We start from the raw sequence: 22,276 nt of genomic DNA, 5'->3' as shown, positions 1-22,276 counted from the left end.
CGCTAGCGAAGCCTAGAATGCAAATTCATTTATCGTATCCATTCATCTCATAGACGCATGAATTACACCCTGCGCCAGTTGCGCGTCTTTCTTGCCGTGGTCGGGCATGGCAGTTTCAGCCGTGCCGCGGATGCCGTCGGCCTGACCCAGCCCGCGGTCAGCCGCGGCGTGGCGGAGCTTGAGGAAGCACTTGGGGTACGGTTGCTCGACCGCACCACGCGGGAGGTGGTGGTGACCGATGCGGGGCAGGCGCTGGCGCCCGCGATCGAACGCCTGCTTGGCCAGCTGGACGACACGCTGGAAGAAACGCGGCAACTTGGCGAGCGCTATCGCGGTCGCGTCGTGATTGCCAGTGCGCCCACGATTTCGGCCCGCCTGATGCCGCTCTATGTATCGGCCTGCGCGCGCCAGTATCCGGATATCCGCCTCAGCATTCGCGATAACGTGCAGGCCGACGGCCTGGAGCAGATCCGGGCGGGGGCGGTGGATTTCGGCGTGTTGATCGATCCGCAGGCGCCCGAAGGGCTGACCATCGCGCCGCTGGCCACCGATCCGTTCTGCTTTGTGTGCCGGCGCGATCACCCGTTGGCGGACGCCGATTCCGTGCCGTGGTCGGCGCTCGATGGCATGCCGCTGGTGCTGCTCGATTTCGCCTCGGGCAGCCGGCCCCTGATCGACCGGATCTTCGCCAGTCACGGCATATCGCCCAACGTGGTGCAGGAACTGGGGCATTCGGCCAGCGTGTTCGGCATGGTCGAGGCCGGCATCGGCGCCTCGGTGCTGCCCTCGTTCTCGCTCCCGCTGCCCGCCGCGTCGCCGCTGGTCTGGCGGCCGCTGACGCCGCGCGAGGAACGCCGCATCGTCATGGTGTGCCGGGAAGACCGCTCCCTGTCGCCATCGGCGGCGGCCGTCTGGCAGATGGTGCGGAGCCTGCCGCTGCCGGCCGAGCCAGCCATGCCGTAGCCATCGGCGGCCGGCAGGCTTAGCTGCGCGAGGCCGTCAGCATCACCGCTTCCAGCGCAAAGCTGCCATCCTGCTTGACCAGGTAGTGGTCGCGTACTTCCGCCGGCGCCAGTTGCCACAGATGCTGGATCGCGGCCACCGCCACGGACGGCGTGCGCATGCGCTGCACCCAGGTGGCGAACTCAAGCTCGATGCGCCAGACCGGGGACACGCTGGCGCTGAAGCCTGCGGCCTCCAGCATGGCTTGCCAGGCGGGCCCGGTGTAGTCGCGGATATGGGAAGGATCGCGCAGCAGTTCCACCGATTGCAGCCAGGTGTCGAGCAGCGGGTCTTCCGAGCCGGCAATGTCGATCAGCACGATCTTGCCGCCCGGCTTCAGCACGCGATGCATCTCCGCCAGCGCTGCCGGCACGTTGCGCCAGTGGTGGGCGCTCATGCGCGAGATCACCGCATCGAAGCTGGCATCGCCGAAGGGCAGCGATTCCGCCGTGCCCTGGCGGGTGCGGATATTGGCCAGGCCCTTGTCGCGGGCTGCCCCTTCCACCACCGCCAGCATTTCGGCTGACAGATCGTAAGCCGTCACTTCGGCTGCAACGCCCGCCGCCGTGAAGCTCGCATGGCCGGCCCCGCAACCCAGATCCAGCACCCGCGCCGCCGGCAGGCTTGCCAGCTCCTGCGCAAGCTGTTGCAGGTCGGCGCCCTGGGCGTGGACCGCGCTGGTGAGGTAGGCGCTGGCGGTGGCGCCGAACTGGGCGGCAACGAGTTCTTGTTGTTGCATGAGGCTCTCCTGGCGGCGATGGCCGCTGGTGAATTCTAGTGAAGGGATTTGCAGGGATTCGGTGCTTGCCCGCTTAACGGGTTCGACGTACTGTAGCAGGCTGTTCTCCCGGTACAAGTCAGGCTTTTATCCTGGTATAAAACGCACCAGTTTCCATCCTGGCGGGGTGCTACCTGCCCGTTCCGCCCAGTCCGCTCACGCTCATGATCGATCACGACACAACAGCCGAATCGTCCGGCCAGTCCGCCGCCGCACCCGATGCCGCCAGCGCACGCGAACTCACGCGCGAGGCCGTGCTGGGCAGCTTCCTGCGCGCGCACCGCGAGCGCGTGGCCCCGGAACAAGTCGGGCTGGCACCGGGCCGCCGGCGCCGCACGCCGGGTTTGCGGCGCGAGGAACTGGCGCAGCTGTCGGGCCTCAGCGCTACTTGGGTCACGTGGCTGGAGCAGGGCAGGCCCGTGGCGCTGTCGGCGCGCGCGCTCGCCAGCCTGGCCAGCGCCCTGCGGCTGACGCGCGCGGAGCGGGCCTATCTGTTCGAGCTGGCCGGACGGCGCGATCCGATGCAGGCGCAGGACGAACACGTCCCGGCCACGGTCCTGGCCAGCGTGGAAGCCATCGCCGGACCGGCCTATCTGCTGGACCGGCAGTGGAACGCGCTGGCGTGGAATGCCGCCGCGGCCGACCTGTTCGTCGGCTGGCTCGATCCCGCCAGCGCCGAGCGCAACCTGCTGCGCAGCATGTTCCTGTCACCGGGCTTGCAGGCACTGGTGGACGACTGGCCGCACCGGGCGGCGCGGCTGGTGGCGGAATTCCGCGCGCACAGCATCCGCCATGCCGAAGACCCGCCGACGCGGGCGCTGGTGGAAGGATTGATTGCCGAGAGCCAGGTGTTCCGCACGGACTGGCTGTCGCAGGACGTGGAAGAACGCCAGGGCGGCCGCCGCGGCTTTCGCCATCCGCGGCGCGGGCTGCTGCACTTCGAGCAGCTCACGCTGGTGCCGGCAGCCGCGCCGGGGTTGACGCTGGTGATGCTGATGCCGGCGCGGGCGCTGGCGGAAGAAAGCTGACGCGCCTTACTTCGGCTGCATGCGGATGGCACCGTCGAGCCGGATCACCTCGCCGTTGAGCATGGTGTTGCCGATGATGGCGGCGACCATCTTCGCGTACTCTGCCGGGCGGCCGAGACGCGACGGGAACGGCACCATTTTGCCAAGGGCGTCCTGCACCTCTTGCGGCATGCCCAGCAGCATCGGCGTTTCGAAGATGCCCGGTGCGATCGTCATGCAGCGCACGCCGTCGCGCGACAGATCGCGGGCAATGGCCAGGGTCATGGCGACCACGCCGCCCTTGGAGGCGGCGTAGGCGGCCTGGCCGATCTGGCCGTCGAACGCCGCCACCGAGGCGGTGTTGATGATCACGCCGCGCTCGCCTTCGGCGTCGGGCGTGTTGCGCACCATGGCCGCGGCAGCGAGCCGGATCATGTTGAAGGTGCCGATCAGGTTGACGCGGATGGTCTTGTCGAAGGCGTCCAGCGGATGCGGGCCGTTCTTGCCGACAGTCTTGTTGGCGGTGGCGATGCCGGCGCAATTGACCAGGCCGGCCAGGCGGCCCAGCGCGGTTGCGGCGTCCACGACGGCTTGCCCGTCGGCCTCGCTGCTGACGTCGCAGCGCACGAAGCGTCCGCCCAGTTCGGCCGCCAGCGCGGTGCCGGCGGCCTCGTTGAGGTCGGCGATCACCACCTTGCCGCCGGCGGCCGCCAGCATGCGGGCGCTGCCCTCGCCGAGCCCTGAGGCGCCACCAGTGACGATAAATACGTTGTCGCGGATTTCCATGCTTGTCTTCCTCGCTTGAACTTGAGTGTGTGGTTCTTTGATTTTCTGGTGCTGCGGATACGGGATGGTGACATAACGTTTACGTAAACGTCAATCCGCGCTCAAAGGCCGGCCCTCATTGCCCAGAAACAAAGAAAGCGACCCGTAGGTCGCTTTCTTTGTTTCATGCAGCGCTTGCGGCGCGCAGATTACTTCAGTGCGTCGAACACGCGCGCGGTGATGTCTTCCACGCTGCCAACGCCCGCGATCTTGCGGTACTGTGGCGGCGAAACCTTGGCCGACGCATCGCCATCGGCGGCCCACCTGGAGTAGTAGTCCACCAGCGGACGGGTCTGCTGGGAGTAGACATCGAGGCGCTTCTTGACGGTCTCTTCCTTGTCGTCGTCGCGCTGGATCAGCGGTTCGCCGGTGACATCGTCCAGGCCTTCGGTCTTGGGAGGGTTGTACTTGACGTGATAAGTACGGCCCGACGCCACGTGGGCGCGGCGCCCGCTCATGCGCTCGATGATGGCGTCGAACGGCACGTCGATTTCCAGCACGTAGTCGATCGCCACGCCCGCTTCCTTCATGGCTTCGGCCTGCGGAATGGTGCGCGGGAAGCCGTCGAACAGATAGCCGTCCTTGCAATCGGCCGCCTGCAGGCGGTCCTTGACCAAGCCGATGATGATGTCGTCCGACACCAGTCCACCCGCATCCATCACCTTCTTGGCTTCCACGCCTAGCGGCGTGCCGGCCTTCACCGCGGCGCGCAGCATGTCGCCGGTGGAGATTTGGGGGATGCCGAACTTTTCGCAGATGAACTGGGCTTGCGTGCCTTTGCCGGCGCCAGGTGCGCCCAACAGGATCAAACGCATTACGGGTCCTCAGAGTTTTGAATCTGGTATGGCAGGGGGAATGGAAGGAGGGTAACGCCGAAACTTGACGCGAGGCTTACCGCGCCATCAGGTCGGCGCGCCCCGGATCGGAGTCTGGTCTGTTGACGGTCGGCACGCTTTAGCCGCTGCCTCTGGCGGCGGGCGGGTACCGAACGGGCTCACTCTTCATCTCCCCACCGAGCCTTGGCCGGGCGCCCGGGCGCCCGACGGCTCTGTATCGCCGAGCATTATGCCATGAGGCGGCGCGAAATCGGCTTGCCGCTGCGGTGACATCTGTCATGACTTATGTTGTGGCTTGCGGGATGGCCATGGTGCCCGGCGGCCACCCCAAGTGCACTCAAGGTCCTTCTTGCGCCATGGCCTGCGCCCACAGCGCGCGCACGCGTTCCAGGTCGGCTTGCGTATCGACGCCCGGCGCAGGCGCGGCCGCCGTCTCCAGCACGCCGATCCGCTCGCCATGCCACATCGCGCGCAACTGCTCCAGCGCTTCCGTCTGCTCCACCGGCGACAGCGCCAGCGTTGGGAAGCGCCGCAGGAATCCCGCGCGGTAGGCATAAAGGCCGATGTGGCGCAGCACCGGCATGGCGGGCAATGCCACCTGCGCGGTCGCAGCCGCCGCGGCGGGCACGCCGGCCCAGGCATCGCGGGCCCAGGGGATCGGCGCGCGGGAGAAATACAGCGCGCGGCCGCCGGCATCGCACACCACCTTCACCACGTTGGGGTTGAAGACGTCGGCGATATCGCCGATCGGATGGGCGGCGGTGGCGATGGCGCAATCGGCGTGGTGCGCCAGGTGCAGCGCCACCTCGTCGATCAGGCCCGGTTCGATCAAGGGTTCGTCACCCTGGACATTGACCACGATGGCGTCATCCGCCAGGCCCAGCAGCGTGGCCACTTCGGCCAGGCGGTCGGTGCCCGAGGGATGGTCGGCGCGCGTAAGCACAGCCTCGATGCCGTGCGCCGCGCAGGCCGACGCCACTTCGGGCGCATCGGTGGCGACTACCGTGCGCTGCGCAGAAGAGGCATGAGCCCGCTCGGCCACGCGCACGATCATGGGTTTGCCGCCGATATCGGCCAGCGGCTTGTTGGGCAGCCGGGTCGAGGCCAGGCGGGCGGGGATGACGACAGTGAAAGCTGGCAGCGACATGATGCGACCCGCTTATTCCGGCGAGACCAGCCTGCCGGGCACGGTCTGGCGTGCTTCATCGGCGAGCATGATGGGAATGCCATCGCGGATCGGATAGGCCAGTTTATCGACCTGGCAGATCAGTTCCTGGGCGGCGCGGTCGTGTTCCAGCTTGCTCTTGCACAGCGGGCAGACCAGGATTTCAAGCAGCCGGTTGTCCATCTTGCGTTTCCTTGGTGTGGCCGGCGGCGATCGCGGCACCCTGCGCGGCGGGCGCGGCCTGGGCGTGCGCGGCGACGGCGCGGCGAATTTTGTCGATCAGGCCCGCGTCGATCACGGGCGTGGTGGGGACGACCCAGATCCGCGGGTCGAGCGGGTCACTGAGGCGCTCGCATTTTACGGCATCCTTCTCGGTGATCAGGATGGCGTCGACTGCGCGCGCGACGGGATCGCCGGCGAAGGGGTCTTCGGCGAAGTCGTAGTGGTCCGGCAGCGGCATGGTGTCGGGCGCCAGGCCGGCGGCCCGCAGGCTGGCGAAGAAGCGTTCGGGGTTGCCGATGCCGGCGGCGGCCAGCACACGCTGCCCGGCAAACTCGGACAAGGGCCTGGCCATGGACGGGTCGGCCAATTGCCAGGCGTCGTCGAGCACCAGGCGCATGCCATAGACATCCGGTTTGTCCGGGCTGGCGCGGAAGTCGGGGTCATTGATCAGGGTGGCGTCGCGCCGGCGCGAGAGCGATTCGCGCAGCGGGCCCGCCGGCAGCAGCAGGCCGTTGCCGCCCATGCGCGTATCGAACATCACGATCTCGAAATCGCGTTGCAGCTTGTAGTGCTGCAGGCCATCGTCGAGCAGCAGCACGTTGATGCCGGGATGCGACACCAGCATGGTCTGCGCGCACAGCGCGCGGTCGGGGAAGACCCAGACCGGCACGTCGGTGGCGCGAGCGATCAGCAGCGGCTCATCGCCCACGTCCTTGGCCTGCGAGGTTGGCTTGACCCGGCGCGGGTGCTTGAGCGTGACGCCGTAGCCACGCGAAACCACGCCCGGGCGCAGGCCGGCCTCGGCCAGCGCATGAGCCAGCGCGATGACCGCCGGCGTCTTTCCGGTACCGCCCACCGTCACATTGCCCACAACGATCACCGGCATCGGCAGCCGCGTCGAGCGGTACCAGCCGCGCCGATATGCCAGCCGCCGCCAGGCACTGATCAGGCCGAACAGCCACGACAGCGGCAGCATCAGCCAGGCGAACCAGCCGCGGCGCTGCCATTGGGCGGTCACGAAGTCGGCAAGGGCGTGGCGGGGAGCGGACATGGGCGTGGTTGGCTGGGCTGGGCGGTAGTGTTGCGTTGTGAAGGGCGGGAAGCGAGCGCGCTGCGAACCGGCGCCCCGGGCGGGCAGCACCGGCATGCTACCTAGCCATTATGGGCACCTTGCTGCGCCCCCCGCAAGCCGCGGCTTGCGGGAATCGGATATTGGGTGTCGGGCCGGTTCAGCGCGCCTGCGAGCTTTGCGTGGCGAAGGTCAGGCGGGGCAGTCCGGCCAGGCGGGCGGCTTCCATGACATTGATCACGGACTGGTGCGTGGCCTGCGCATCGGCATTGACGATCAGCACCGGCGGCTGGCCGTCGGCCGGGCCGGCAACCTCGCGCAGGCGCTGGGCCAGGCTGGTCACGTCCTGCTGGTCCATGACCTGCTTGTTGATCGAATAGACACCCTTGGCCGACACGGACACCACGATCTCGCCGGGGCGCTGTTGCGCCTTTTCGGCGTCGGCGGTCGGCAACTGGATCTGCAACTCGGTATAGCGCGAGTATGTGGTCGTGATCATCAGGAAGATCAGGATCACGAGCAGGACGTCGATCAACGGGATGAGGTTGATCTCCGGTTCTTCGCGCCGCTGGCGGGATCGGAATTGCATGGCGGGTCAGGCGCGGCGCTGCGGCAGGATGGCGTCCAGGAAGGCGGTGGCGCGGAACTCCAGTTCCGCCACGTAATCGTCCACGCGCCGGCGGAAGTAGCGCCAGAAGATCAATGCCGGGATCGCGATGATCAGGCCGAATGCGGTGTTATAGAGTGCCACCGAGATGCCGTGGGCCAGTTGCTCGGGGCTGGCGCYAGATCCGCCCTGGCTGCCGAAGATCTCGATCATGCCGATCACGGTGCCCAGCAGGCCCATCAGCGGCGCCACCGAGGCGATGGTGCCGAGGGCGTTCAGGTAGCGCTCCAGTTCGTGCGCCACCGCGCGGCCAGCCTCTTCCACCACTTCCTTGGCGGCATCGCGGGAGGTATGCGGCTGCAGCACCACATGGCGCAGGCCGGCGGCCAGCACGCGGCCCAGCGGGGAATTCTGTTCCAGCGTATTGACCACCTCCGGCGTGGCACGGCGTTGCTGTGCCACCGACAGGGCTTCGTCGTACAGCTTGGGCGGCAGCACCTTGCTGCGCTTGAGGCTAAGGAAACGTTCGACGATCAGCGCGAGGGCGATGACCGAAGCCAGCAACAAGGGCCAGATCGGCCAGCCGGCCGCTTGAATGATAGAAAACACGTGGGACCCCGATTCGACAGCCTGTCTCTCATGCCAGCCGCCGCGACGGTTCGCGTGCCGGCTGTGTTCGAAAAAATCAGGCGCCACTCTAACCCGCAGCACCGGGCGCGGCAAGACGCAGCACCGTGTTGTATCGGAAGCGCATCGCGCGCCGTGGTGCCCGGGGCGTCGACTGGCGGGATGTCCACATGGAACAGGGACAGTGCTGTGGATGAATTGTGGACAGTGGGCTGACAAAGAGGTCAAGCTACTGATTCGAAAGGAAAAATTATATATCGCTTAAAAAATGGGCAGCCAGCGAATGGCGAAGACATCCTCCGAGCGGCTGGGAAACGGCCAACGCTCAGGCGTCGGCTATCCACATTAAAACAGGACAGTGCTGTGGACCGGTTGTGGACAGAAGCCTGAAAGGACACCTAACTCATTGATTTAAAAGAGGGGTAGAGGGAATGCTTAAATAATGTGCAGAGCGCGCCAGATGGGGCCGCCAGAGAGCTGTCCGCCTCCGAAAAGGGAAAAAACCGGCCAAGTCTCCCCCTTTCCACATTCATCCGGGACAGTCTTGTGGACGGGTTGTGGAAAACTATCTGAGAAGCGGTGTAACCCATTGATTGGAAAGTACTTCATTGTTGTTGATTAAAAAATGGGCAGAGCTTGTTTAACGGGGCCATATCGGCAGCCCGGCCGACTTCCGGGGTGCCGGGACGTGGAGCCTCGAAAAAGCGCCGCAAAAGGCGCGCCTAGCTAATCGGCGACACTGTGTCAGTGACTTTCAGTGGGTTATCCACAGGCAGGACTCTTCCAGCAAGGTTGTCCAGAAAAAATGTGGATAACTTTGTGAACAAGCCGGGGGTGCTGCCGGTAAGTCGTTGACGCATAAGGGGTTTGCTTACATTGCCTAAAAAATAAGACGGCGGAAAGGGCATAAGAATCAAAGGCTTGTGTCAAGTCACGCGGTCTGGCGGGGTGGCTGCATCGCGAATGCAGGGAGGCTTGACAGACAGGTTATGCTGTGGACATGTCCATTCCACGCCGCTTGCCCGGCCGTGAGCCATGTCAGAACCGCTGAACTTTTCGCGTGAACCGCAGCCTGTGGCGCCTCCCGGCGCACGCGAAGCGATCCCTGTCGGGGAGCTCAACCACGCTATCGCCCAGGTGCTGGAACGCAACTTTCCACTTACCTGGGTCCGGGGCGAAATCTCCAACTTCACACGCGCCGCGAGCGGCCACTGGTACTTCTCGCTCAAGGATGCGCGCGCCCAGATCCGCTGCGTGATGTTCCGCGGCCGCAACCAGCATGTCGGCTTCATGCCCCGCGAGGGCGAGGCGGTCGAGGTCAGGGCGCTGGTGTCCATGTACGAGGCACGCGGCGAATTGCAGCTCGGCGTGGAGGCCATGCGCCGCGCGGGTCTCGGCAATCTCTATGAAGCATTCCTGCGGTTGAAGGAAAAGCTGTCCCAGGCCGGGCTCTTCGCGCCCGAGCGCAAGCGGCCCGTGCCCGCCCATCCGCGCACCATCGGCGTGATCACCTCGCTGCAGGCTGCCGCGTTGCGCGATGTGCTCAGCACGCTGCGCCGGCGCGCACCGCATGTGCCGGTCGTGGTTTACCCTGTGCCGGTCCAGGGTGCCGGCGCGRCGGCCAGGATCGCCGCGATGATCGATACCGCCAGCGAGCGCGACGAGTGCGACGTGCTGATCCTGTGCCGTGGCGGTGGCAGCATCGAGGACCTCTGGTCGTTCAACGAGGAAAGCGTGGCGCAGGCGATTGCCCGCTGCGCCGTGCCCGTGGTATCCGGGGTTGGCCATGAAACCGACTTCACCATTGCAGATTTCGTCGCCGACGTGCGCGCACCGACGCCTACCGGTGCAGCCGAACTGGTCAGCCCGGACCGCGCCCACATGCTGATGCAGGCCAATCGCGCGCGCGATGCGCTGGCCCAGGGCATGCAGCGCCAGCTCGACCGGCGCGCGCAGAACCTGGACGGGCTGGCCCGCCGGCTGCGCAGCCCGCAGGCCCAGTTGCAGGAGCGCCGCCTGCAGGTCGACAACCTGATGCGCCACCTGCGTTCCGCGCTGCGCGATACGGTGGCGGCCCAGCGGCACCGGCAGCAGGTGCTCGCCATGCGCTGGGCGGCCGGGCGTCCCGACCTTGCGCTGGCCCAGGCCGACCTGCGCCGGGCCGCCCTGCGGCTGCGCGACGCCACGCAGCGCCAGCACGAGCGCGCCGTCCAGCGCTGGGAGCGCGCCGCCGGCTCGCTGGAACTGCTGGCCCCGCAGCGCACCCTGGAGCGGGGCTACGCCGTGCTGCTGGACCAGCGCGGCCGCGCCTTGCGCTCGCCGGCCGAGTTGCATGCGGGCTCCACGATCGAAATCCATCTGGCCGAAGGCGTGGCCGACGCCGGCATCGCCAGCGTGCAGCCCCGGCTGGCCGAGCTGTAGGCGTGGCGGCGCGTCGGCGGGCCACCGACAGCGCTCGCATATCGATCAAACTAATATGATCGAAGGGGCTTTGTTTGCCGCGTTTGCGCGGGTATGGCAAGTCCCCTACAATCGACAATTCCTGATCTTCAACCCCACAGAAAGAGACAGAACAATGGAACATACTCTCCCCCCGCTGCCCTACGCTCATGATGCGCTCGCCCCGCACATCTCCAAGGAGACCCTGGAGTTCCACCACGACAAGCATCACCAGACCTACGTCACCAACCTGAACAACCTGATCAAGGGCACCGAGTTCGAAAACTCGACGCTCGAAGAGATCGTCAAGAAGTCTTCCGGCGGCATCTTCAACAACGCCGCCCAGGTGTGGAACCACACCTTCTACTGGGATTCGCTCAAGCCCAACGGCGGCGGCCAGCCCACCGGCGCTCTGGCCGATGCCATCAACGCCAAGTTCGGCTCCTTCGACAAGTTCAAGGAAGAATTCACCAAGACCGCGGTCGGTACCTTCGGTTCGGGCTGGGCCTGGCTGGTGAAGAAGGCCGACGGTTCGCTGGACCTGGTCTCGACCTCCAACGCCGCCACTCCGCTGACCACCGATGCCAAGCCGCTGCTGACCTGCGACGTGTGGGAACACGCTTACTACATCGACTACCGCAATGCCCGTCCGAAGTACGTCGAGGCATTCTGGAATGTGGTGAACTGGGACTTCGCCAGCAAGAATTTCGCCGGTTGATTTCGCGCTGCCGCCGAGCGGCGGCGGCTTGCGCACCGGACAACTCCGCTGCGTGAACCGCGCCACGGAACGGCAAACGGCAAACGGAAAAGGGCCCATCGGGGCCCTTTTCCGTTGTTGCGCCGCGATGTTCGCGTTCAGCCGTCCCGCCGGCTCAGGCGAACAGGTCCATGCCTTGCACAAGGCGCTTCGCCAGGCGCGGCTGCTTCAACTGATCCAGCCACCATTGCAGCGCGCGGCCCTCATGGTCGCCCCGCCAGGCGACGTAGAGCGTATTGGGCTCGCGCGGATCGGCCGTGCGTTTTTCCACCAGTTCGCCACGCTTGAGCAGCGACGCCACCCGGTACCGCGGCAGCCAGCCGACACCGAGCCCTTCGCGCTGCGCCAGAATTTTGGCGCGCATGCTCGGCACCGCCAGCGAGGCTTGCCCGCCGACCAGGCCGTAGGCGCGTCCCGCCGTGCCGCGCGATGAATCGGCTACCACCACCGCGCGGTGTGCCGAGATGCGTTCCCGCGTGAGCGGTCCTTCCACGCTGGCGAGCGGATGGCGCGGCGCCACGGCGAATACCCACTCCACCACGCCCAGTTCGAACCAGCGCAGTCCCGGAATGGCGGGCGGCTCGTTGGTCGCTCCCACGATCACATCCGCGCGGCCATCGCGCAGCGCTTCCCAGGTGCCGCTAAGGACTTCGTGGGTCAGGCGAATCGCCACGCCGGACTGCAACGTGTCGAAGCTGTGGATCACCGGCATCAGCAATTCGAACTCCAGCACCTCGTCGGTGACGATCCACAAGCGGTCTTCCCAGCCGCTGGCGACCTGCCGCACGCGCTGCGTCATGCGGGCTACGTCCTGCATCAGCCTTGCGGCCTCGTCGGCCAGCAGGTGTCCGGCCGGCGTCAGCTGCAGCCGGTAGCGGCGGCGGTCGAACAACAGGGCGTCAAAGCGGCCTTCGAGTTGCCGCGCGGCATGTGAGATGGTCGATGGCGCTTTGCCAAGGCGGGCTGCCGCGCGGGACAGGCTGCCACTCTCCCTGATGGCTTCCAGTAACGCCAGTTCGTCTTCCGACAACATGTTCAATTCCGTCGAACGAGTTCATCGGGAAAATCGTACGGCAAAACGGCGCCGCCGGGGCAGTATTCATGCACAGCAATTCATCGCATTCCCGAAACCCCTTTTGTTTGCGGTGCCATCGGCCAGGCAACCAGTCCTGCGGCGGCGCTGTCACCGGAGAACGTCATGACCCTCATCCACTGCATGGCACGCCGTATCAGCGTCGCGGTACTCATGTCCGGCGTAGCCGCGCTCACATTCGCTGCGTTCGCCTTTGTGGCGCCCGCCAGCGCGGCGGAGCGCGCCGGCAGCAGCGCGGTCCGGCCACATACGATCCACGCAAATGGCGTCACGTTGCACTATCTTGAAACCGGGCAAGGCAGCGGCACGCCCGTCGTGCTGCTGCACGGCTACGCGGAAACCAGCCATATGTGGCTGCCGCTGATGACTCGGCTCGGTGACAAGCGTGTCGTGATCGCACCGGACCTGCGCGGCGCCGGCGMGTCGGAAGTCACGCCGTCGGGCTATGAGAAGAAGAACCTCGCGCAGGATATTCACGCAAGGGTCCAGGCGCTTGGCTACCGCAAGGTCAACATCGTCGGCCACGATATCGGCCTGATGGTGGCCTACGCCTACGCGGCGCAATACTCGGACGAAGTGGAGAGCGTGACGCTGATGGATGCGTTCCTGCCCGGCGTGGGCGACTGGCAGAAGGTCTGGCTGCTGCGCGACAAGTGGCACTTCAATTTCTACGGCGATACGCCGGAGAAGCTGGTGAAGGGACGCGAGCGCACGTACTTCGAGCATTTCTGGAACGACTTTGCCGCCGACCCGGCGCACTCGGTGCCGGAAGCCAGCCGGCAGCGCTACGCCGCGGCCTACGCCCGGCCTGGCCGGATGCGCGCGGGCTTCGAATTCTTCCATGCGTTCCCGCGGGATGCCGAGGACTTCGCAGCCCTGGCGAAGCAGCCGCTGCCGATGCCCATGCTGGTGCTGGCCGGCGAGAAGGCGTCGGGTAATTTCCTGATCGACCAGGCACGCCTTGTCGCCACCCATGTGCAAGGCGTGATCGTCAAGGGCTCGGGACACTGGCTGATGGAAGAAGCGCCGGGGCAGACCATCCCGGCCATCGTGAGCTTTATCAATGCACCGTCGCAAGCAGTTGGCGCCGACTGAAAAATCTGGCGCATCATCGCGCCACCTGGAGTATCGAAATGGGACTGCTCGTCAACGGAAAATGGCAAGACCGCTGGTATGACACCGCATCCACCGGGGGCCGCTTCGTCCGCAAGGACGCGGCCTTCCGCAACTGGGTAACGCCCGACGGCGCGGCCGGCCCGAGCGGCGTTGGCGGCTTCAGGGCCGAAGCCGGCCGCTATCATCTCTACGTGAGCCTGGCATGCCCGTGGGCACACCGCACGCTGATCATGCGTGCCCTGAAAGGGCTCGAAGACATGATCAGCATCTCCACCGTCCACTGGCTGATGCGGGGCGAGGGCTGGACCTTTGCCGAGGGCCCGGGCGTGGTCCCCGACACCGTCAACGACGCGCGCCTGCTGCACCAGGTCTATACCGCGGCCGCCCCGGACTACACCGGACGCGTTACCGTGCCCGTGCTGTGGGACAAGAGGCAATCGACCATCGTCAGCAACGAGTCGTCGGAGATCATCCGGATGTTCAACACGGCCTTCGATCAGCTGGGCGCAAGGGCCGGCGACTACTATCCGGAGGCATTGCGCACCGAGATCGACGAGATCAATGCGAGGGTGTACGACACCGTGAACAACGGTGTCTATAAATCCGGATTCGCCACCATGCAAGGCGCCTACGAAGAGGCGGTCGCGCCGCTGTTCGAGACGCTCGACTGGCTTGAGCAACGCCTGGGGACGCGACGCTTCCTGACCGGCGATGCTCTCACGGAGGCCGATATCCGCCTGTTTACAACGCTGGTCCGCTTTGATGCGGTCTATGTCGGCCACTTCAAATGCAACCTGCGCCGCATCGCCGACTACACGAACCTCGCGGCTTACACGCGGGACATCTACCAGCTTCCCGGCATCGCGGAGACGGTCAGTATCGAGCACATCAAGCGGCACTATTACGAGAGCCATCTCTCGATCAATCCGTCAGGCGTAGTGCCGGCGGGTCCTGTGCTTGATTTCGCCTCGCCGCCGGACCGCGCACGGCTGGCGTCATGAGTCATCGGCGCGCGCGGCATCTGTTGCACAGCGCTCTCGTTCATACTTCGCGAGCTCGCCCGCGTGCTTGCGCTTTCCGACCTTCTCTTCGCCAGCGAGTCCAGCCGCCATGATGTTCCGTCGCCAATCCTTGTTCGCCATCCTCATCGCGGCCATCGCCGCCACGTCTCCGGCCGTGCTGGCCGCCGCGGCCGACGATGGCCCGGCATACGGGCCGGAACTGCAAGGCTTCGACTACCCGGCGCCGGTCCGGCAGTTCGCGTTCACCTCGCAGGGCGAGGTGATGCATATGGCCTACATGGACATCAAGCCGGAGCACGCCAACGGCCGCACCGCGGTTTTGCTGCACGGAAAGAACTTCTGCGCGGCGACCTGGGACGGCACCATCAAGGTACTCAGCGCGGTCGGCTATCGTGTTATCGCGCCTGACCAGATCGGTTTTTGCAAGTCCAGCAAGCCGGCGCGCTATCAGTACTCCTTCCAGCAGCTCGCGCGCAATACCCACGCCTTGCTCGAATCGGCCGGCGTGGGCCAGGCCACGGTGATCGGCCATTCGACTGGCGGCATGCTGGCCATGCGCTATGCGCTGATGTACCCGCAGCAAACGGAGCAGCTTGCGCTGGTCAACCCGATAGGCCTCGAAGACTGGAAGGCGAAGGGCGTGCCATCGCTGTCGGTCGACCAATGGTACGCACGCGAGCTGGCCACCAGCGCCGACAAGATTCGCGGCTACGAGCAGGCAACCTACTATGTGGGCACGTGGCGTCCCGAGTACGAGCCGTGGGTGCAGATGCTGGCGGGCATGAACCGCGGTCCGGGCAAGCAGCAGGTGGCCTGGAATTCCGCGCTGATCTACGACATGATCTTTACGCAGCCCGTCGTGTACGAGCTGGGCGCGCTCAAGACGCAGACCCTTCTGCTGATCGGCGACAAGGACACCACGGCGATCGCCAAGGACGCCGCACCGCCCGAAGTCCGCGCGAAAGTCGGCAACTATCCGGCGCTGGCGCAGCTCACCCTGAAGGCGCTGCCGAATGCGAAACTGGTCGAGTTTCCGGACTTGGGCCACGCGCCGCAGATGCAGGATCCCCAGGCCTTCCACAAGGCGCTGCTCGATGGGCTTGCGGCATTGCCCGCGAGCCGGTAGCGCGAACCGCGGGAGAGCGCCGGCAAGTCGCCGGCAGGTAAAGTGCCTCGGCCTGCTTGCGGCACGCGGGCTATGCCTGCTCAATCCATGGAGCGTGCTCCGGCTGCTGGCCATCAGGCAGGGACCGGCAGGGCCGCTCAGAGCATCATCAGCTTGATCGGCTTGGTCAGTGTCTGCCTGGTGGTGGCATAGCCGGCCCAGGGATCCTCCTGCCGCGCGCGGAGGCGTTCGTGCAGATTGGTGACGGTCCACCGCGCGCTGGATTCGATGCTGTCCAGCTCGTCCCAGTCAAGTGGCACGGAAACGCCAAGCCCGGGACGCGCCCGCGCGGAAAAGGCGGCCGCCGTGGTGGCGCCGAAACCGTTGCGCAGGTAGTCGATAAAGGTCTTGCCGACGCGGTTGCGGGGCCCGCTCCTGGCTACGAAGCGTTCCGGCACGATGCTGGTCATGTGCAACACGACTTGCCTGGCGAATTCCTTGACGGTCTCCCAGTCGTGGCGCGCGGAGATCGGTACTACTACGTGGAGGCCCTTGCCACCGCTGGTCTTCAGGAAGCTGCGCAGGCCCAGCTCATCCAGCACGGTTTTCATCATCGCGGCGCCTTCGCGTACGTGGTTCCACGGCACCCCTTCGCCGGGATCCAGGTCGAAGACCACCCGGTCCGGCCTGCCAAGCGCGCGCTTGTTGGCATTCCATGTATGGAACTCGATCACGTTGAACCGGGCTGCCGCGACGATGCCCGCTTCCGTGGCAATTTCAAGCAACGGCGGATGGTCCGGCCATAGCGCGGGATCGAGTGTGTTGATGCCGGGCATGCGCAATGCATCCCCATGCTTCTGGAAGAACAGCTCGCCGTCGATGCCGCTGGGGCCGCGCACCAGCGCCACGGGCCGTCCGCGCAGATGCGGCAGCAGCAGCGGGGCGATGGCCTCGTAGTACCCCACGAGGTCGCCTTTGGTCAGTCCGGTCGAAGCATCGATGACGCGCCCGGCATGGCTGATGCGCGCGCGCGGTGCGGCAGATGCTTCGGGCGTTGCCTTGGCTGTCCCGGTGGAGCGTGTCGCAGGCTTGTTCTTGTGCTTCCGCTTGCCATCCGGCCCGATCTGCGCAGCGCGTTCCACCGCGACCGCGGTGGCCGGCTTGTCGGTGCGCAGGCCGTGGAATACGGCATGGCGCACACGGCCTTCCTGCGTCCAGCTGCCGAAGGAAATCTCGGCCACGAGCTTTGGTTTCACCCAGTGCGATGGCATCCTGCCTGCCGGCTGGCCCGCGTAAGCGGAATCCAGCGGCGAGGCATCCTGCCGCAGGGCAACGAGCCTGCGCGAAAGGCTGGACAACGTATCCGCATCGAAGCCAGTCCCGACCTTGCCGGCATAGCGCAGCCGCCCGCGCTCGTCATGCACGCCGAGCAGCAGCGCGCCGATCCCCTGGCGGGAGCCGGCGGGATCGGTATAGCCGACCACCACGAACTCCTGGCGCTGCRTGCACTTCAGTTTGATCCAGGCGCGTGAGCGTGTCGACACGTAGGGCGCATCGGCACGCTTGCCGATCACGCCTTCGAGCCGGAGTTTGCAGGCAACCGGCAGCAACTCGGCGGCGCTGGCCTCGAAGCTCTCGCTAAAGCGCAGGTGATCGCAAGGCCTGGCTGTCAGCGCGCGGCGCAACATGTCCCTGCGCACGGATAGCGGCACCTTGCGCAGGTCGAAGCCGTTGCAATACGGCAGGTCGAACAGGAAGTACCGGATTTCGTCGAGTTGCGCGTTTTCAAATGCATTCTGCAGGGCCTGGAAATCGGTCCTGCCGTGCTTGTCGGCGATCACGATCTCGCCGTCGAGCCAGCCGGACTGCAGGCCAAGGCCTGCGACAGCCTGCGCCAGTCCGCGCAGCTTGCTGGTCCAGTCGTTGCCGTTGCGCGTGAACAGGCGCACCTTCTTGCCTTCGACGCGGGCGAGCAGGCGGTAGCCGTCGAACTTGATCTCGTATAGCCATTCGTCATCGGCCGCCGGTGGTTTGTCGACCAGGGTCGCCAGTTGCGGTGCCAGCATGAGAGGCAGGGCGGCCGACCTGGCGGCGGACGGCATATCGTCGGGACCCAGGGAGGCCGTGGCCTGGCTGACGGCACGCGCGGACTTGCGTTCCGCGTTTTGCGCCAATCTGCCCGCTGGCTTCGCGCTGGCTTTGCGCTTGCCGGGCAGCACGCTGTCGGGCAGTGCTTGCACGATGTCGAATGAAGCCGCCGCGCGCGCTTCTTCGTCGCGCTCCTTGATCAGCAGCCAGGCGGGCTTGTCCGCATCCTGGTCGCGCCTTGCGTCCATGCGTACCAGCGTCCAGTGCCCGTGCAGTTTTTCTCCATGCAGGGAGAACTTCAGCTTGCCTTCGCGGTATCCCGCATGCGGGTCGCCGGTGGGCACCCAGGTGCCGCGATCCCACACGATGACCTTACCCGCGCCGTATTGCCCCGCAGGAATCACGCCCTCGAAGGAGCCGTAGTCGAGTGGATGGTCCTCGACCTGCACAGCCATGCGCTTGTCGGCGGGGTCCAGGCTTGGCCCCCTGGGCACCGCCCAGCTTTTCAGCGTACCGTCGAGTTCCAGGCGAAAATCGTAGTGCAGGCGCCGGGCCGCGTGTTTTTGCACAACGAAGGACAGCCTGGCGGCAGGCTTGACCTTTGTCCCCCTGGGCTCGCTGGTGACGCTGAAGTTGCGTTTCTGGCGGTATTTTTCCAATGGTCCTGGCATCTCGTACACCTTGGAAGGCAGGTCAGCGATAGTCCGCGCAAGGCGGCCGGGGGAGCGGGGGAATCAGCCCGGCCGCCAGGGTTGTGCGCAATGCGACGCAGCAATCGTGCCCGGCACATCTGAAGATGTTAGCCAAGGGAATGAATCCTGCATGGAGACGGGGCACTTACGCTTGTGCCGCGCCCAAGGCGCGCGAGCGGCCCCGCCTGCCAGGCCGCGGGCAGGCACTTACCGGACAAGGATCCCCCAGTTTGTATTTTCTACAACCCCCGCGGGCCACGGTTTGCAATATATGCCACGCTGCCGCCGCTTTGATAATGTCCACGATAGCCAGGAAGCCATCGGCCCGCCAGGCATGGCAGGTGGCGCTCGGCATTGCCGCCGTCGCACTCGGCCTGCGGGCAGGCGTCGCCTGCGCCGAGGTGGCCGAGCCGGCGTCTTCCGTGGAGGCGGCGCAGTGCGGGGATCTGATCGCGATCGTGCGGGATAGCCTGGATAGGGAGGTGGCGGTGTCTTGTGCCCGTTCCGGCGCTTCGTCGTGCAGCGAGCGCAAGCGTCCCCTGCTTGCCATCACGACGTATATCCAGCAGCGCACTGCCGCCGGCAGCGACGATTGCGAGACATTGCTCGAGGTGAATCGCCGGCTGCGCGCGTTGCCCGCAAGGCACTGACAAATCCTGTCCACGACAAGCTGTCGCGCTGCGGCCCGGGCGGTGCCGCATTGCCATGGCGGCTAGCCAGATGCCGGCAGAGGGCGTGGCGGTGCTACCATTCGCGCTGCTTGCCAGCGTGGGCATCATGCCCAGGCGGCGGACTTCGACCTTTGCAGGGGAATCTGGATGGATCCGACAGTAGTGATCAGCACCTTCGAACGCATTGCCAATGACGAGACGGTCGAGCTATCGGTGGACGACGCCGTGGCGGGGCTGGCAGCGCTGCTAGCCAGCGAGGCGTTTTCCGACGCGGCGCGGGCGCTGCTGGAAAAGGTGGGCGCCACGCTCTATCGCGTGAGCGTGGACGGCCACCAGGACTAAACGGCGGCTGCTCGCACGGGTGGAGCGGTGCCGTCTCAATAGACGGGCGCCTCGCCATCCGGGCGGTGCTTGAAGCGGCGGTGCACCCAGTAGTATTGCTCCGGCATGGCGCGCACCTGGGTTTCCAGGAATGCGTTCATGCGCAGCGCGTCGGCCTTCTCGTCGCCCGAGGGATAGCCCGCCATCGCATCGAATATCTTCAGCTTGTAGCCGCGGTAGCCGGGCAGGACCGAGGTTGTGAACGGTATGACACGCGCACCGCTAAGCGCGGCGAGGCGGGATACCGAGGTAAGCGTGCAGGCCTGGACGTTGAAGAACGGCACGAATACCGAGTCGCGCAAGCCAAAGTCCATGTCCGCGGCGAGCATCAGCGGCGTGCCGGATTTAAGCGCCCGCAGTGCCTGCCGCACGCTGCCGTTGCGCGGGATCATCTCGGTGCCGAACCTGCCGCGCTGCTGCCTAGCCAACTGTTCCAGCAAGGGGTTGGACATCTTGGAGTAGAGCGAGGCCACCGGGTGCCTGGTCGAATAGAACATGCAGCCGGCCTCGATCGCCACGAAATGGAACCCCAGGAAAATGGTCGGGCCGGCGTCGGCATTGCCGAGTTCGATGGCGGAGTCCAGTTCGACGAGGTCGTTCAGCCTGCCGGCGTCGCCATACCATTGCACGCCGCGTTCCAGGTAGCTCCGAATCACATGGCTGAAATGTGCCTCGCCCAAAGCATGCCGGTGCGACTCGCTAGCATCCGGAAAGCACAGCCGCAGGTTGGTCTGCACGACGCTGCGGCGCCGGCTCGGAATGCGATAGAGCAGGGCGCCAAGGCCCATGCCGATACGTGCGCACACGCTGTAGGGTAGTGCGGCGAGCAAACGCAGCAGGCTGATGGTGAAAAAGAGTCCGATGCGCTGGATCATCCAGGTCCTGAAAGATTACCGCGCCGCGTGCTTCGCGCCGCCGCAGCGCGGTTTGYGCGGGCGTGCGGCACGGTCTCAGTGAGATCGCGGCAGTGAGTGGTGAGGGCCAGCGGGAGCAGCGTGCCGACGACGATGGGAAATGGCCCTGCCGGCCTATGTCACCGCAGGTCCTGAGCCAGCGTTTGTTGCAGGGCAAGTTGCCAGCCCTGCGTATCGACGTTCTTTTCGTCGCGGTAGATCCAGCTGGTGGCGCAAGCCTGGCACACGAAAGTGCTGATAGTGCTCGCGGGGCGGCGTGGCACCTTGATGCGCTGCGTGTCGGTGATCCTGAGCATGGCATGCCCCGGCGAACCACCGCGGTTGGCTTCGATGGCGAGGCAGGCTGGGCAAGGCGACATGCGGAATCCGGCAGCGGTAGGTGGGTGACTGTAGCACGTTCATGTGGCCACAAACCGTCGCGGGCGAGGGGTGCCCGGACGCTAAATCGGGCCCACCCGCCATCCTTGGCGCACTTTCTTTGCGGGCACGTTGACATGCCCCTTCCATGCCTGTATTGTTGTTGATGCAGGATCTTTCAAGCGGTTACTCAGATGTTATGGATCGTCCCTCCAAGCGGCGGTTCGTTTGCTCCATGTTCCTTCCTTGATCGTCATGCCTGGTGAGCAACAGGCTCATCCAGAACTTTTAAGGTTTAAAGGATATCCAGCATGGAAACCGGTACCGTCAAGTGGTTCAACGACTCCAAGGGCTTCGGCTTCATCACCCCTGACGCAGGCGGCAACGACCTGTTCGCGCATTTCTCGGAAATTCAAGGCGGCGGTTTCAAGTCGCTGCAAGAAGGCCAGAAGGTGCGTTACGTCGCAGGCGTTGGCCAAAAGGGCCCCGCAGCGACCAAGATCGAGCCGATCTGATCGAGCCGAATCGAATCGCCTAGAAAAAGCCCCGCCTAGCGGGGCTTTTTTTTTACCGACCGGGAATCAGCGAGGCGCCTGCGCCAAATCATCATGCCTGTGGTCGAATCCATCCTTCTTGCCGCCGTCCGGGTCTCGTCTTTCGACGGCCAGCAACCGCTCACCAATGCGAGTGGCTTTTTTTTCGAGCGCGACGGGCGGCTCTTCGTGGTGACCAGCCGCCATGTGCTGCTCGACGAGCCGAGCAAACATCACCCCGACCGCATCGAGATCGAACTGCATAGCCAGCCGGAGAACATGGCCGACTCGATCGGCTTTTCGATTCCGCTGTACCGCGATGGCCTTGCGGTCTGGCGGGAAGGCGAGGATGGCGGCGGTCCGGTCGACGTCGGGGTGGTGGAGCTGGAGCGCAAGGCRCTGCCGCCGAAGCTTGTCTACAGGGCTTTCACGCCGGAGCACCTGGCGCGGCCGTCGGACCACGTCGAGGTGGGCGATTCGCTGTTGATCGTGGGATTCCCGCTGGGTTTTCATGATGCGCTTCATCATCTGCCGGTGGCGCGCCAGGCGGTGGTCGCATCCGCTTACGGATTGCGTTTCCAGGGCCAGGGTTTTTTCCTCACGGATGCAAGGACCCATCGCGGCACGAGCGGTGCGCTGGTGGTCTCGCGCATGCGCGATGGCCGGGGCGAGAAACTGGACCTGCCGTGGATGCTGCTGGGTATTCACTCTGCCCGCTTCGACGTGGGTTCGCGCGACCTGGCGGAGGACGAGGTGCTCGGACTGAATTCGGCCTGGTATGCGGACATGCTGCTGACCCTGACCGAGCCGGCGAAGGCGGCGCCAGCAAGGACGGCTCCGGGCGCGGCCGCACCTGTTGCCGCCACGCCAGCCACGCCGTCCGCCGGGTCGCCTTCCCCGGCGCCTTCCATATCTCCAGAGCCGCCAAAATAAAGGTGATGATGCTGCGCCTATAGGAGTAGAGTGGGGA

Annotated in this window: 23 protein-coding genes; 11 read left to right on the top strand and 12 right to left on the bottom strand. The window is 65.6% G+C overall.

The window, feature by feature from the left end:
• Nucleotides 1-57 precede the first annotated feature (57 nt).
• Nucleotides 58-963 carry a LysR family transcriptional regulator gene (locus AC1DT6_RS01800; RefSeq protein WP_035860810.1) on the top strand — a complete coding sequence of 302 codons (906 nt, stop codon included), beginning with the start codon at nt 58-60 and terminating at the stop codon, nt 961-963.
• 19 nt (nt 964-982) lie between these two features.
• Here AC1DT6_RS01800 and AC1DT6_RS01795 read toward each other — a convergent pair whose 3' ends face one another.
• Nucleotides 983-1,741, bottom strand: a complete 759-nt coding sequence (locus AC1DT6_RS01795) for a class I SAM-dependent methyltransferase (RefSeq protein WP_441637400.1) — start codon at nt 1,739-1,741, stop codon at nt 983-985.
• Nucleotides 1,742-1,944: 203 nt separating this feature from the next.
• Here AC1DT6_RS01795 and AC1DT6_RS01790 point away from each other — a divergent pair, with 203 nt between their 5' ends.
• A complete protein-coding gene (locus AC1DT6_RS01790) occupies nt 1,945-2,808 on the top strand; it encodes an MmyB family transcriptional regulator (RefSeq protein WP_477103370.1) in 864 nt (287 codons plus the stop codon).
• Nucleotides 2,809-2,814: 6 nt separating this feature from the next.
• Here the strand turns inward: AC1DT6_RS01790 and AC1DT6_RS01785 are convergent, their stop codons facing one another.
• The 7 genes from AC1DT6_RS01785 to AC1DT6_RS01755 form a co-directional block, all read right to left on the bottom strand.
• On the bottom strand, nt 2,815-3,573 hold the full coding sequence (locus tag AC1DT6_RS01785; protein WP_441635092.1) for a 3-hydroxyacyl-CoA dehydrogenase: 759 nt from the start codon (nt 3,571-3,573) through the stop codon (nt 2,815-2,817).
• Nucleotides 3,574-3,761: 188 nt separating this feature from the next.
• Entirely contained in the window at nt 3,762-4,427 is a 666-nt protein-coding gene (gene adk, locus AC1DT6_RS01780) for an adenylate kinase (RefSeq protein WP_035860819.1), read from the bottom strand.
• Between the two features lie 358 nt (nt 4,428-4,785).
• On the bottom strand, nt 4,786-5,595 hold the full coding sequence (gene kdsB, locus AC1DT6_RS01775) for a 3-deoxy-manno-octulosonate cytidylyltransferase (RefSeq protein WP_035860822.1): 810 nt from the start codon (nt 5,593-5,595) through the stop codon (nt 4,786-4,788).
• Nucleotides 5,596-5,607: 12 nt separating this feature from the next.
• Nucleotides 5,608-5,796, bottom strand: coding sequence for a Trm112 family protein (locus AC1DT6_RS01770; protein WP_043344047.1), 189 nt, complete (start codon nt 5,794-5,796; stop codon nt 5,608-5,610).
• Nucleotides 5,777-6,886: a tetraacyldisaccharide 4'-kinase gene (lpxK, locus tag AC1DT6_RS01765; RefSeq protein WP_477103369.1), complete on the bottom strand. Its 1,110-nt coding sequence runs from the start codon at nt 6,884-6,886 to the stop codon at nt 5,777-5,779. The genes AC1DT6_RS01770 and lpxK overlap by 20 nt, the downstream gene beginning before the upstream one ends.
• A 178-nt stretch (nt 6,887-7,064) precedes the next feature.
• On the bottom strand, nt 7,065-7,493 hold the full coding sequence (locus AC1DT6_RS01760) for an ExbD/TolR family protein (protein WP_035860827.1): 429 nt from the start codon (nt 7,491-7,493) through the stop codon (nt 7,065-7,067).
• Between the two features lie 6 nt (nt 7,494-7,499).
• Nucleotides 7,500-8,120 (bottom strand): MotA/TolQ/ExbB proton channel family protein, encoded by a 621-nt coding sequence (locus AC1DT6_RS01755; RefSeq protein ID WP_477114423.1) that lies wholly within the window; start codon nt 8,118-8,120, stop codon nt 7,500-7,502.
• Between the two features lie 1,053 nt (nt 8,121-9,173).
• Between AC1DT6_RS01755 and xseA the strand changes: the two genes are divergently transcribed.
• Complete coding sequence (gene xseA / locus AC1DT6_RS01750) at nt 9,174-10,559, top strand: exodeoxyribonuclease VII large subunit (protein ID WP_477114422.1); 1,386 nt, start codon at nt 9,174-9,176, stop codon at nt 10,557-10,559.
• Nucleotides 10,560-10,713: 154 nt separating this feature from the next.
• The gene (gene sodB / locus AC1DT6_RS01745) at nt 10,714-11,295 is read left to right on the top strand and encodes a superoxide dismutase [Fe] (protein WP_006157940.1); all 582 of its coding nucleotides are present in this window, start codon (nt 10,714-10,716) and stop codon (nt 11,293-11,295) included.
• 154 nt (nt 11,296-11,449) lie between these two features.
• On the opposite strand, the gene AC1DT6_RS01740 is transcribed toward sodB, so the two are convergent.
• Nucleotides 11,450-12,367 carry a LysR family transcriptional regulator gene (locus tag AC1DT6_RS01740; protein WP_441635083.1) on the bottom strand — a complete coding sequence of 306 codons (918 nt, stop codon included), beginning with the start codon at nt 12,365-12,367 and terminating at the stop codon, nt 11,450-11,452.
• A gap of 165 nt (nt 12,368-12,532) precedes the next feature.
• On the opposite strand from AC1DT6_RS01740, the gene AC1DT6_RS01735 reads away from it, so the two are divergent.
• The 3 genes from AC1DT6_RS01735 (at nt 12,533) to AC1DT6_RS01725 (ending at nt 15,691) form a co-directional block, all read left to right on the top strand.
• Complete coding sequence (locus AC1DT6_RS01735) at nt 12,533-13,522, top strand: alpha/beta fold hydrolase (protein WP_477114421.1); 990 nt, start codon at nt 12,533-12,535, stop codon at nt 13,520-13,522.
• Nucleotides 13,523-13,560: 38 nt separating this feature from the next.
• Nucleotides 13,561-14,544, top strand: a complete 984-nt coding sequence (locus AC1DT6_RS01730) for a glutathione S-transferase family protein (RefSeq protein WP_477103366.1) — start codon at nt 13,561-13,563, stop codon at nt 14,542-14,544.
• A 109-nt stretch (nt 14,545-14,653) separates the two neighbouring features.
• Nucleotides 14,654-15,691 carry an alpha/beta fold hydrolase gene (locus AC1DT6_RS01725; protein WP_477103365.1) on the top strand — a complete coding sequence of 346 codons (1,038 nt, stop codon included), beginning with the start codon at nt 14,654-14,656 and terminating at the stop codon, nt 15,689-15,691.
• Nucleotides 15,692-15,828: 137 nt separating this feature from the next.
• On the opposite strand, the gene ligD is transcribed toward AC1DT6_RS01725, so the two are convergent.
• The gene (gene ligD, locus AC1DT6_RS01720) at nt 15,829-18,429 is read right to left on the bottom strand and encodes a DNA ligase D (protein ID WP_477114420.1); all 2,601 of its coding nucleotides are present in this window, start codon (nt 18,427-18,429) and stop codon (nt 15,829-15,831) included.
• Between the two features lie 317 nt (nt 18,430-18,746).
• On the opposite strand from ligD, the gene AC1DT6_RS01715 reads away from it, so the two are divergent.
• Together AC1DT6_RS01715 and AC1DT6_RS01710 are read left to right on the top strand one after the other, a co-directional pair.
• Entirely contained in the window at nt 18,747-19,100 is a 354-nt protein-coding gene (locus AC1DT6_RS01715) for a hypothetical protein (protein WP_441635073.1), read from the top strand.
• Between the two features lie 168 nt (nt 19,101-19,268).
• Complete coding sequence (locus AC1DT6_RS01710; RefSeq protein WP_477103363.1) at nt 19,269-19,463, top strand: hypothetical protein; 195 nt, start codon at nt 19,269-19,271, stop codon at nt 19,461-19,463.
• A 35-nt stretch (nt 19,464-19,498) separates the two neighbouring features.
• Here the strand turns inward: AC1DT6_RS01710 and AC1DT6_RS01705 are convergent, their stop codons facing one another.
• On the bottom strand, nt 19,499-20,377 hold the full coding sequence (locus tag AC1DT6_RS01705) for a lipid A biosynthesis lauroyl acyltransferase (protein ID WP_441635069.1): 879 nt from the start codon (nt 20,375-20,377) through the stop codon (nt 19,499-19,501).
• Between the two features lie 158 nt (nt 20,378-20,535).
• Complete coding sequence (locus AC1DT6_RS01700) at nt 20,536-20,775, bottom strand: hypothetical protein (protein ID WP_441635067.1); 240 nt, start codon at nt 20,773-20,775, stop codon at nt 20,536-20,538.
• 309 nt (nt 20,776-21,084) lie between these two features.
• Here AC1DT6_RS01700 and AC1DT6_RS01695 point away from each other — a divergent pair, with 309 nt between their 5' ends.
• Both AC1DT6_RS01695 and AC1DT6_RS01690 read left to right on the top strand, forming a co-directional pair.
• Nucleotides 21,085-21,288 carry a cold-shock protein gene (locus AC1DT6_RS01695; RefSeq protein WP_006157950.1) on the top strand — a complete coding sequence of 68 codons (204 nt, stop codon included), beginning with the start codon at nt 21,085-21,087 and terminating at the stop codon, nt 21,286-21,288.
• Between the two features lie 99 nt (nt 21,289-21,387).
• Nucleotides 21,388-22,239, top strand: a complete 852-nt coding sequence (locus AC1DT6_RS01690) for a trypsin-like peptidase domain-containing protein (RefSeq protein WP_441635096.1) — start codon at nt 21,388-21,390, stop codon at nt 22,237-22,239.
• Nucleotides 22,240-22,276 lie beyond the last annotated feature (37 nt).

The sequence above is a fragment of the Cupriavidus sp. 01L45 genome (assembly GCF_056399885.1).
This window is presented reverse-complemented; position numbering and strand designations above follow the sequence as displayed.

Excerpts from the sequence above, each read along its gene's own strand:
- AC1DT6_RS01800 (WP_035860810.1), top strand. The coding sequence starts at position 58 with ATGAATTACACCCTGCGCCAGTTGCGCGTCTTTCTTGCCGTGGTCGGG.
- AC1DT6_RS01795 (WP_441637400.1), bottom strand. The coding sequence starts at position 1,741 with ATGCAACAACAAGAACTCGTTGCCGCCCAGTTCGGCGCCACCGCCAGC.
- AC1DT6_RS01790 (WP_477103370.1), top strand. The coding sequence starts at position 1,945 with ATGATCGATCACGACACAACAGCCGAATCGTCCGGCCAGTCCGCCGCC.
- AC1DT6_RS01785 (WP_441635092.1), bottom strand. The coding sequence starts at position 3,573 with ATGGAAATCCGCGACAACGTATTTATCGTCACTGGTGGCGCCTCAGGG.
- adk (WP_035860819.1), bottom strand. The coding sequence starts at position 4,427 with ATGCGTTTGATCCTGTTGGGCGCACCTGGCGCCGGCAAAGGCACGCAA.
- kdsB (WP_035860822.1), bottom strand. The coding sequence starts at position 5,595 with ATGTCGCTGCCAGCTTTCACTGTCGTCATCCCCGCCCGCCTGGCCTCG.
- AC1DT6_RS01770 (WP_043344047.1), bottom strand. The coding sequence starts at position 5,796 with ATGGACAACCGGCTGCTTGAAATCCTGGTCTGCCCGCTGTGCAAGAGC.
- lpxK (WP_477103369.1), bottom strand. The coding sequence starts at position 6,886 with ATGTCCGCTCCCCGCCACGCCCTTGCCGACTTCGTGACCGCCCAATGG.
- AC1DT6_RS01760 (WP_035860827.1), bottom strand. The coding sequence starts at position 7,493 with ATGCAATTCCGATCCCGCCAGCGGCGCGAAGAACCGGAGATCAACCTC.
- sodB (WP_006157940.1), top strand. The coding sequence starts at position 10,714 with ATGGAACATACTCTCCCCCCGCTGCCCTACGCTCATGATGCGCTCGCC.
- AC1DT6_RS01740 (WP_441635083.1), bottom strand. The coding sequence starts at position 12,367 with ATGTTGTCGGAAGACGAACTGGCGTTACTGGAAGCCATCAGGGAGAGT.
- AC1DT6_RS01730 (WP_477103366.1), top strand. The coding sequence starts at position 13,561 with ATGGGACTGCTCGTCAACGGAAAATGGCAAGACCGCTGGTATGACACC.
- AC1DT6_RS01725 (WP_477103365.1), top strand. The coding sequence starts at position 14,654 with ATGATGTTCCGTCGCCAATCCTTGTTCGCCATCCTCATCGCGGCCATC.
- AC1DT6_RS01715 (WP_441635073.1), top strand. The coding sequence starts at position 18,747 with ATGTCCACGATAGCCAGGAAGCCATCGGCCCGCCAGGCATGGCAGGTG.
- AC1DT6_RS01710 (WP_477103363.1), top strand. The coding sequence starts at position 19,269 with ATGGATCCGACAGTAGTGATCAGCACCTTCGAACGCATTGCCAATGAC.
- AC1DT6_RS01705 (WP_441635069.1), bottom strand. The coding sequence starts at position 20,377 with ATGATCCAGCGCATCGGACTCTTTTTCACCATCAGCCTGCTGCGTTTG.
- AC1DT6_RS01700 (WP_441635067.1), bottom strand. The coding sequence starts at position 20,775 with ATGTCGCCTTGCCCAGCCTGCCTCGCCATCGAAGCCAACCGCGGTGGT.
- AC1DT6_RS01695 (WP_006157950.1), top strand. The coding sequence starts at position 21,085 with ATGGAAACCGGTACCGTCAAGTGGTTCAACGACTCCAAGGGCTTCGGC.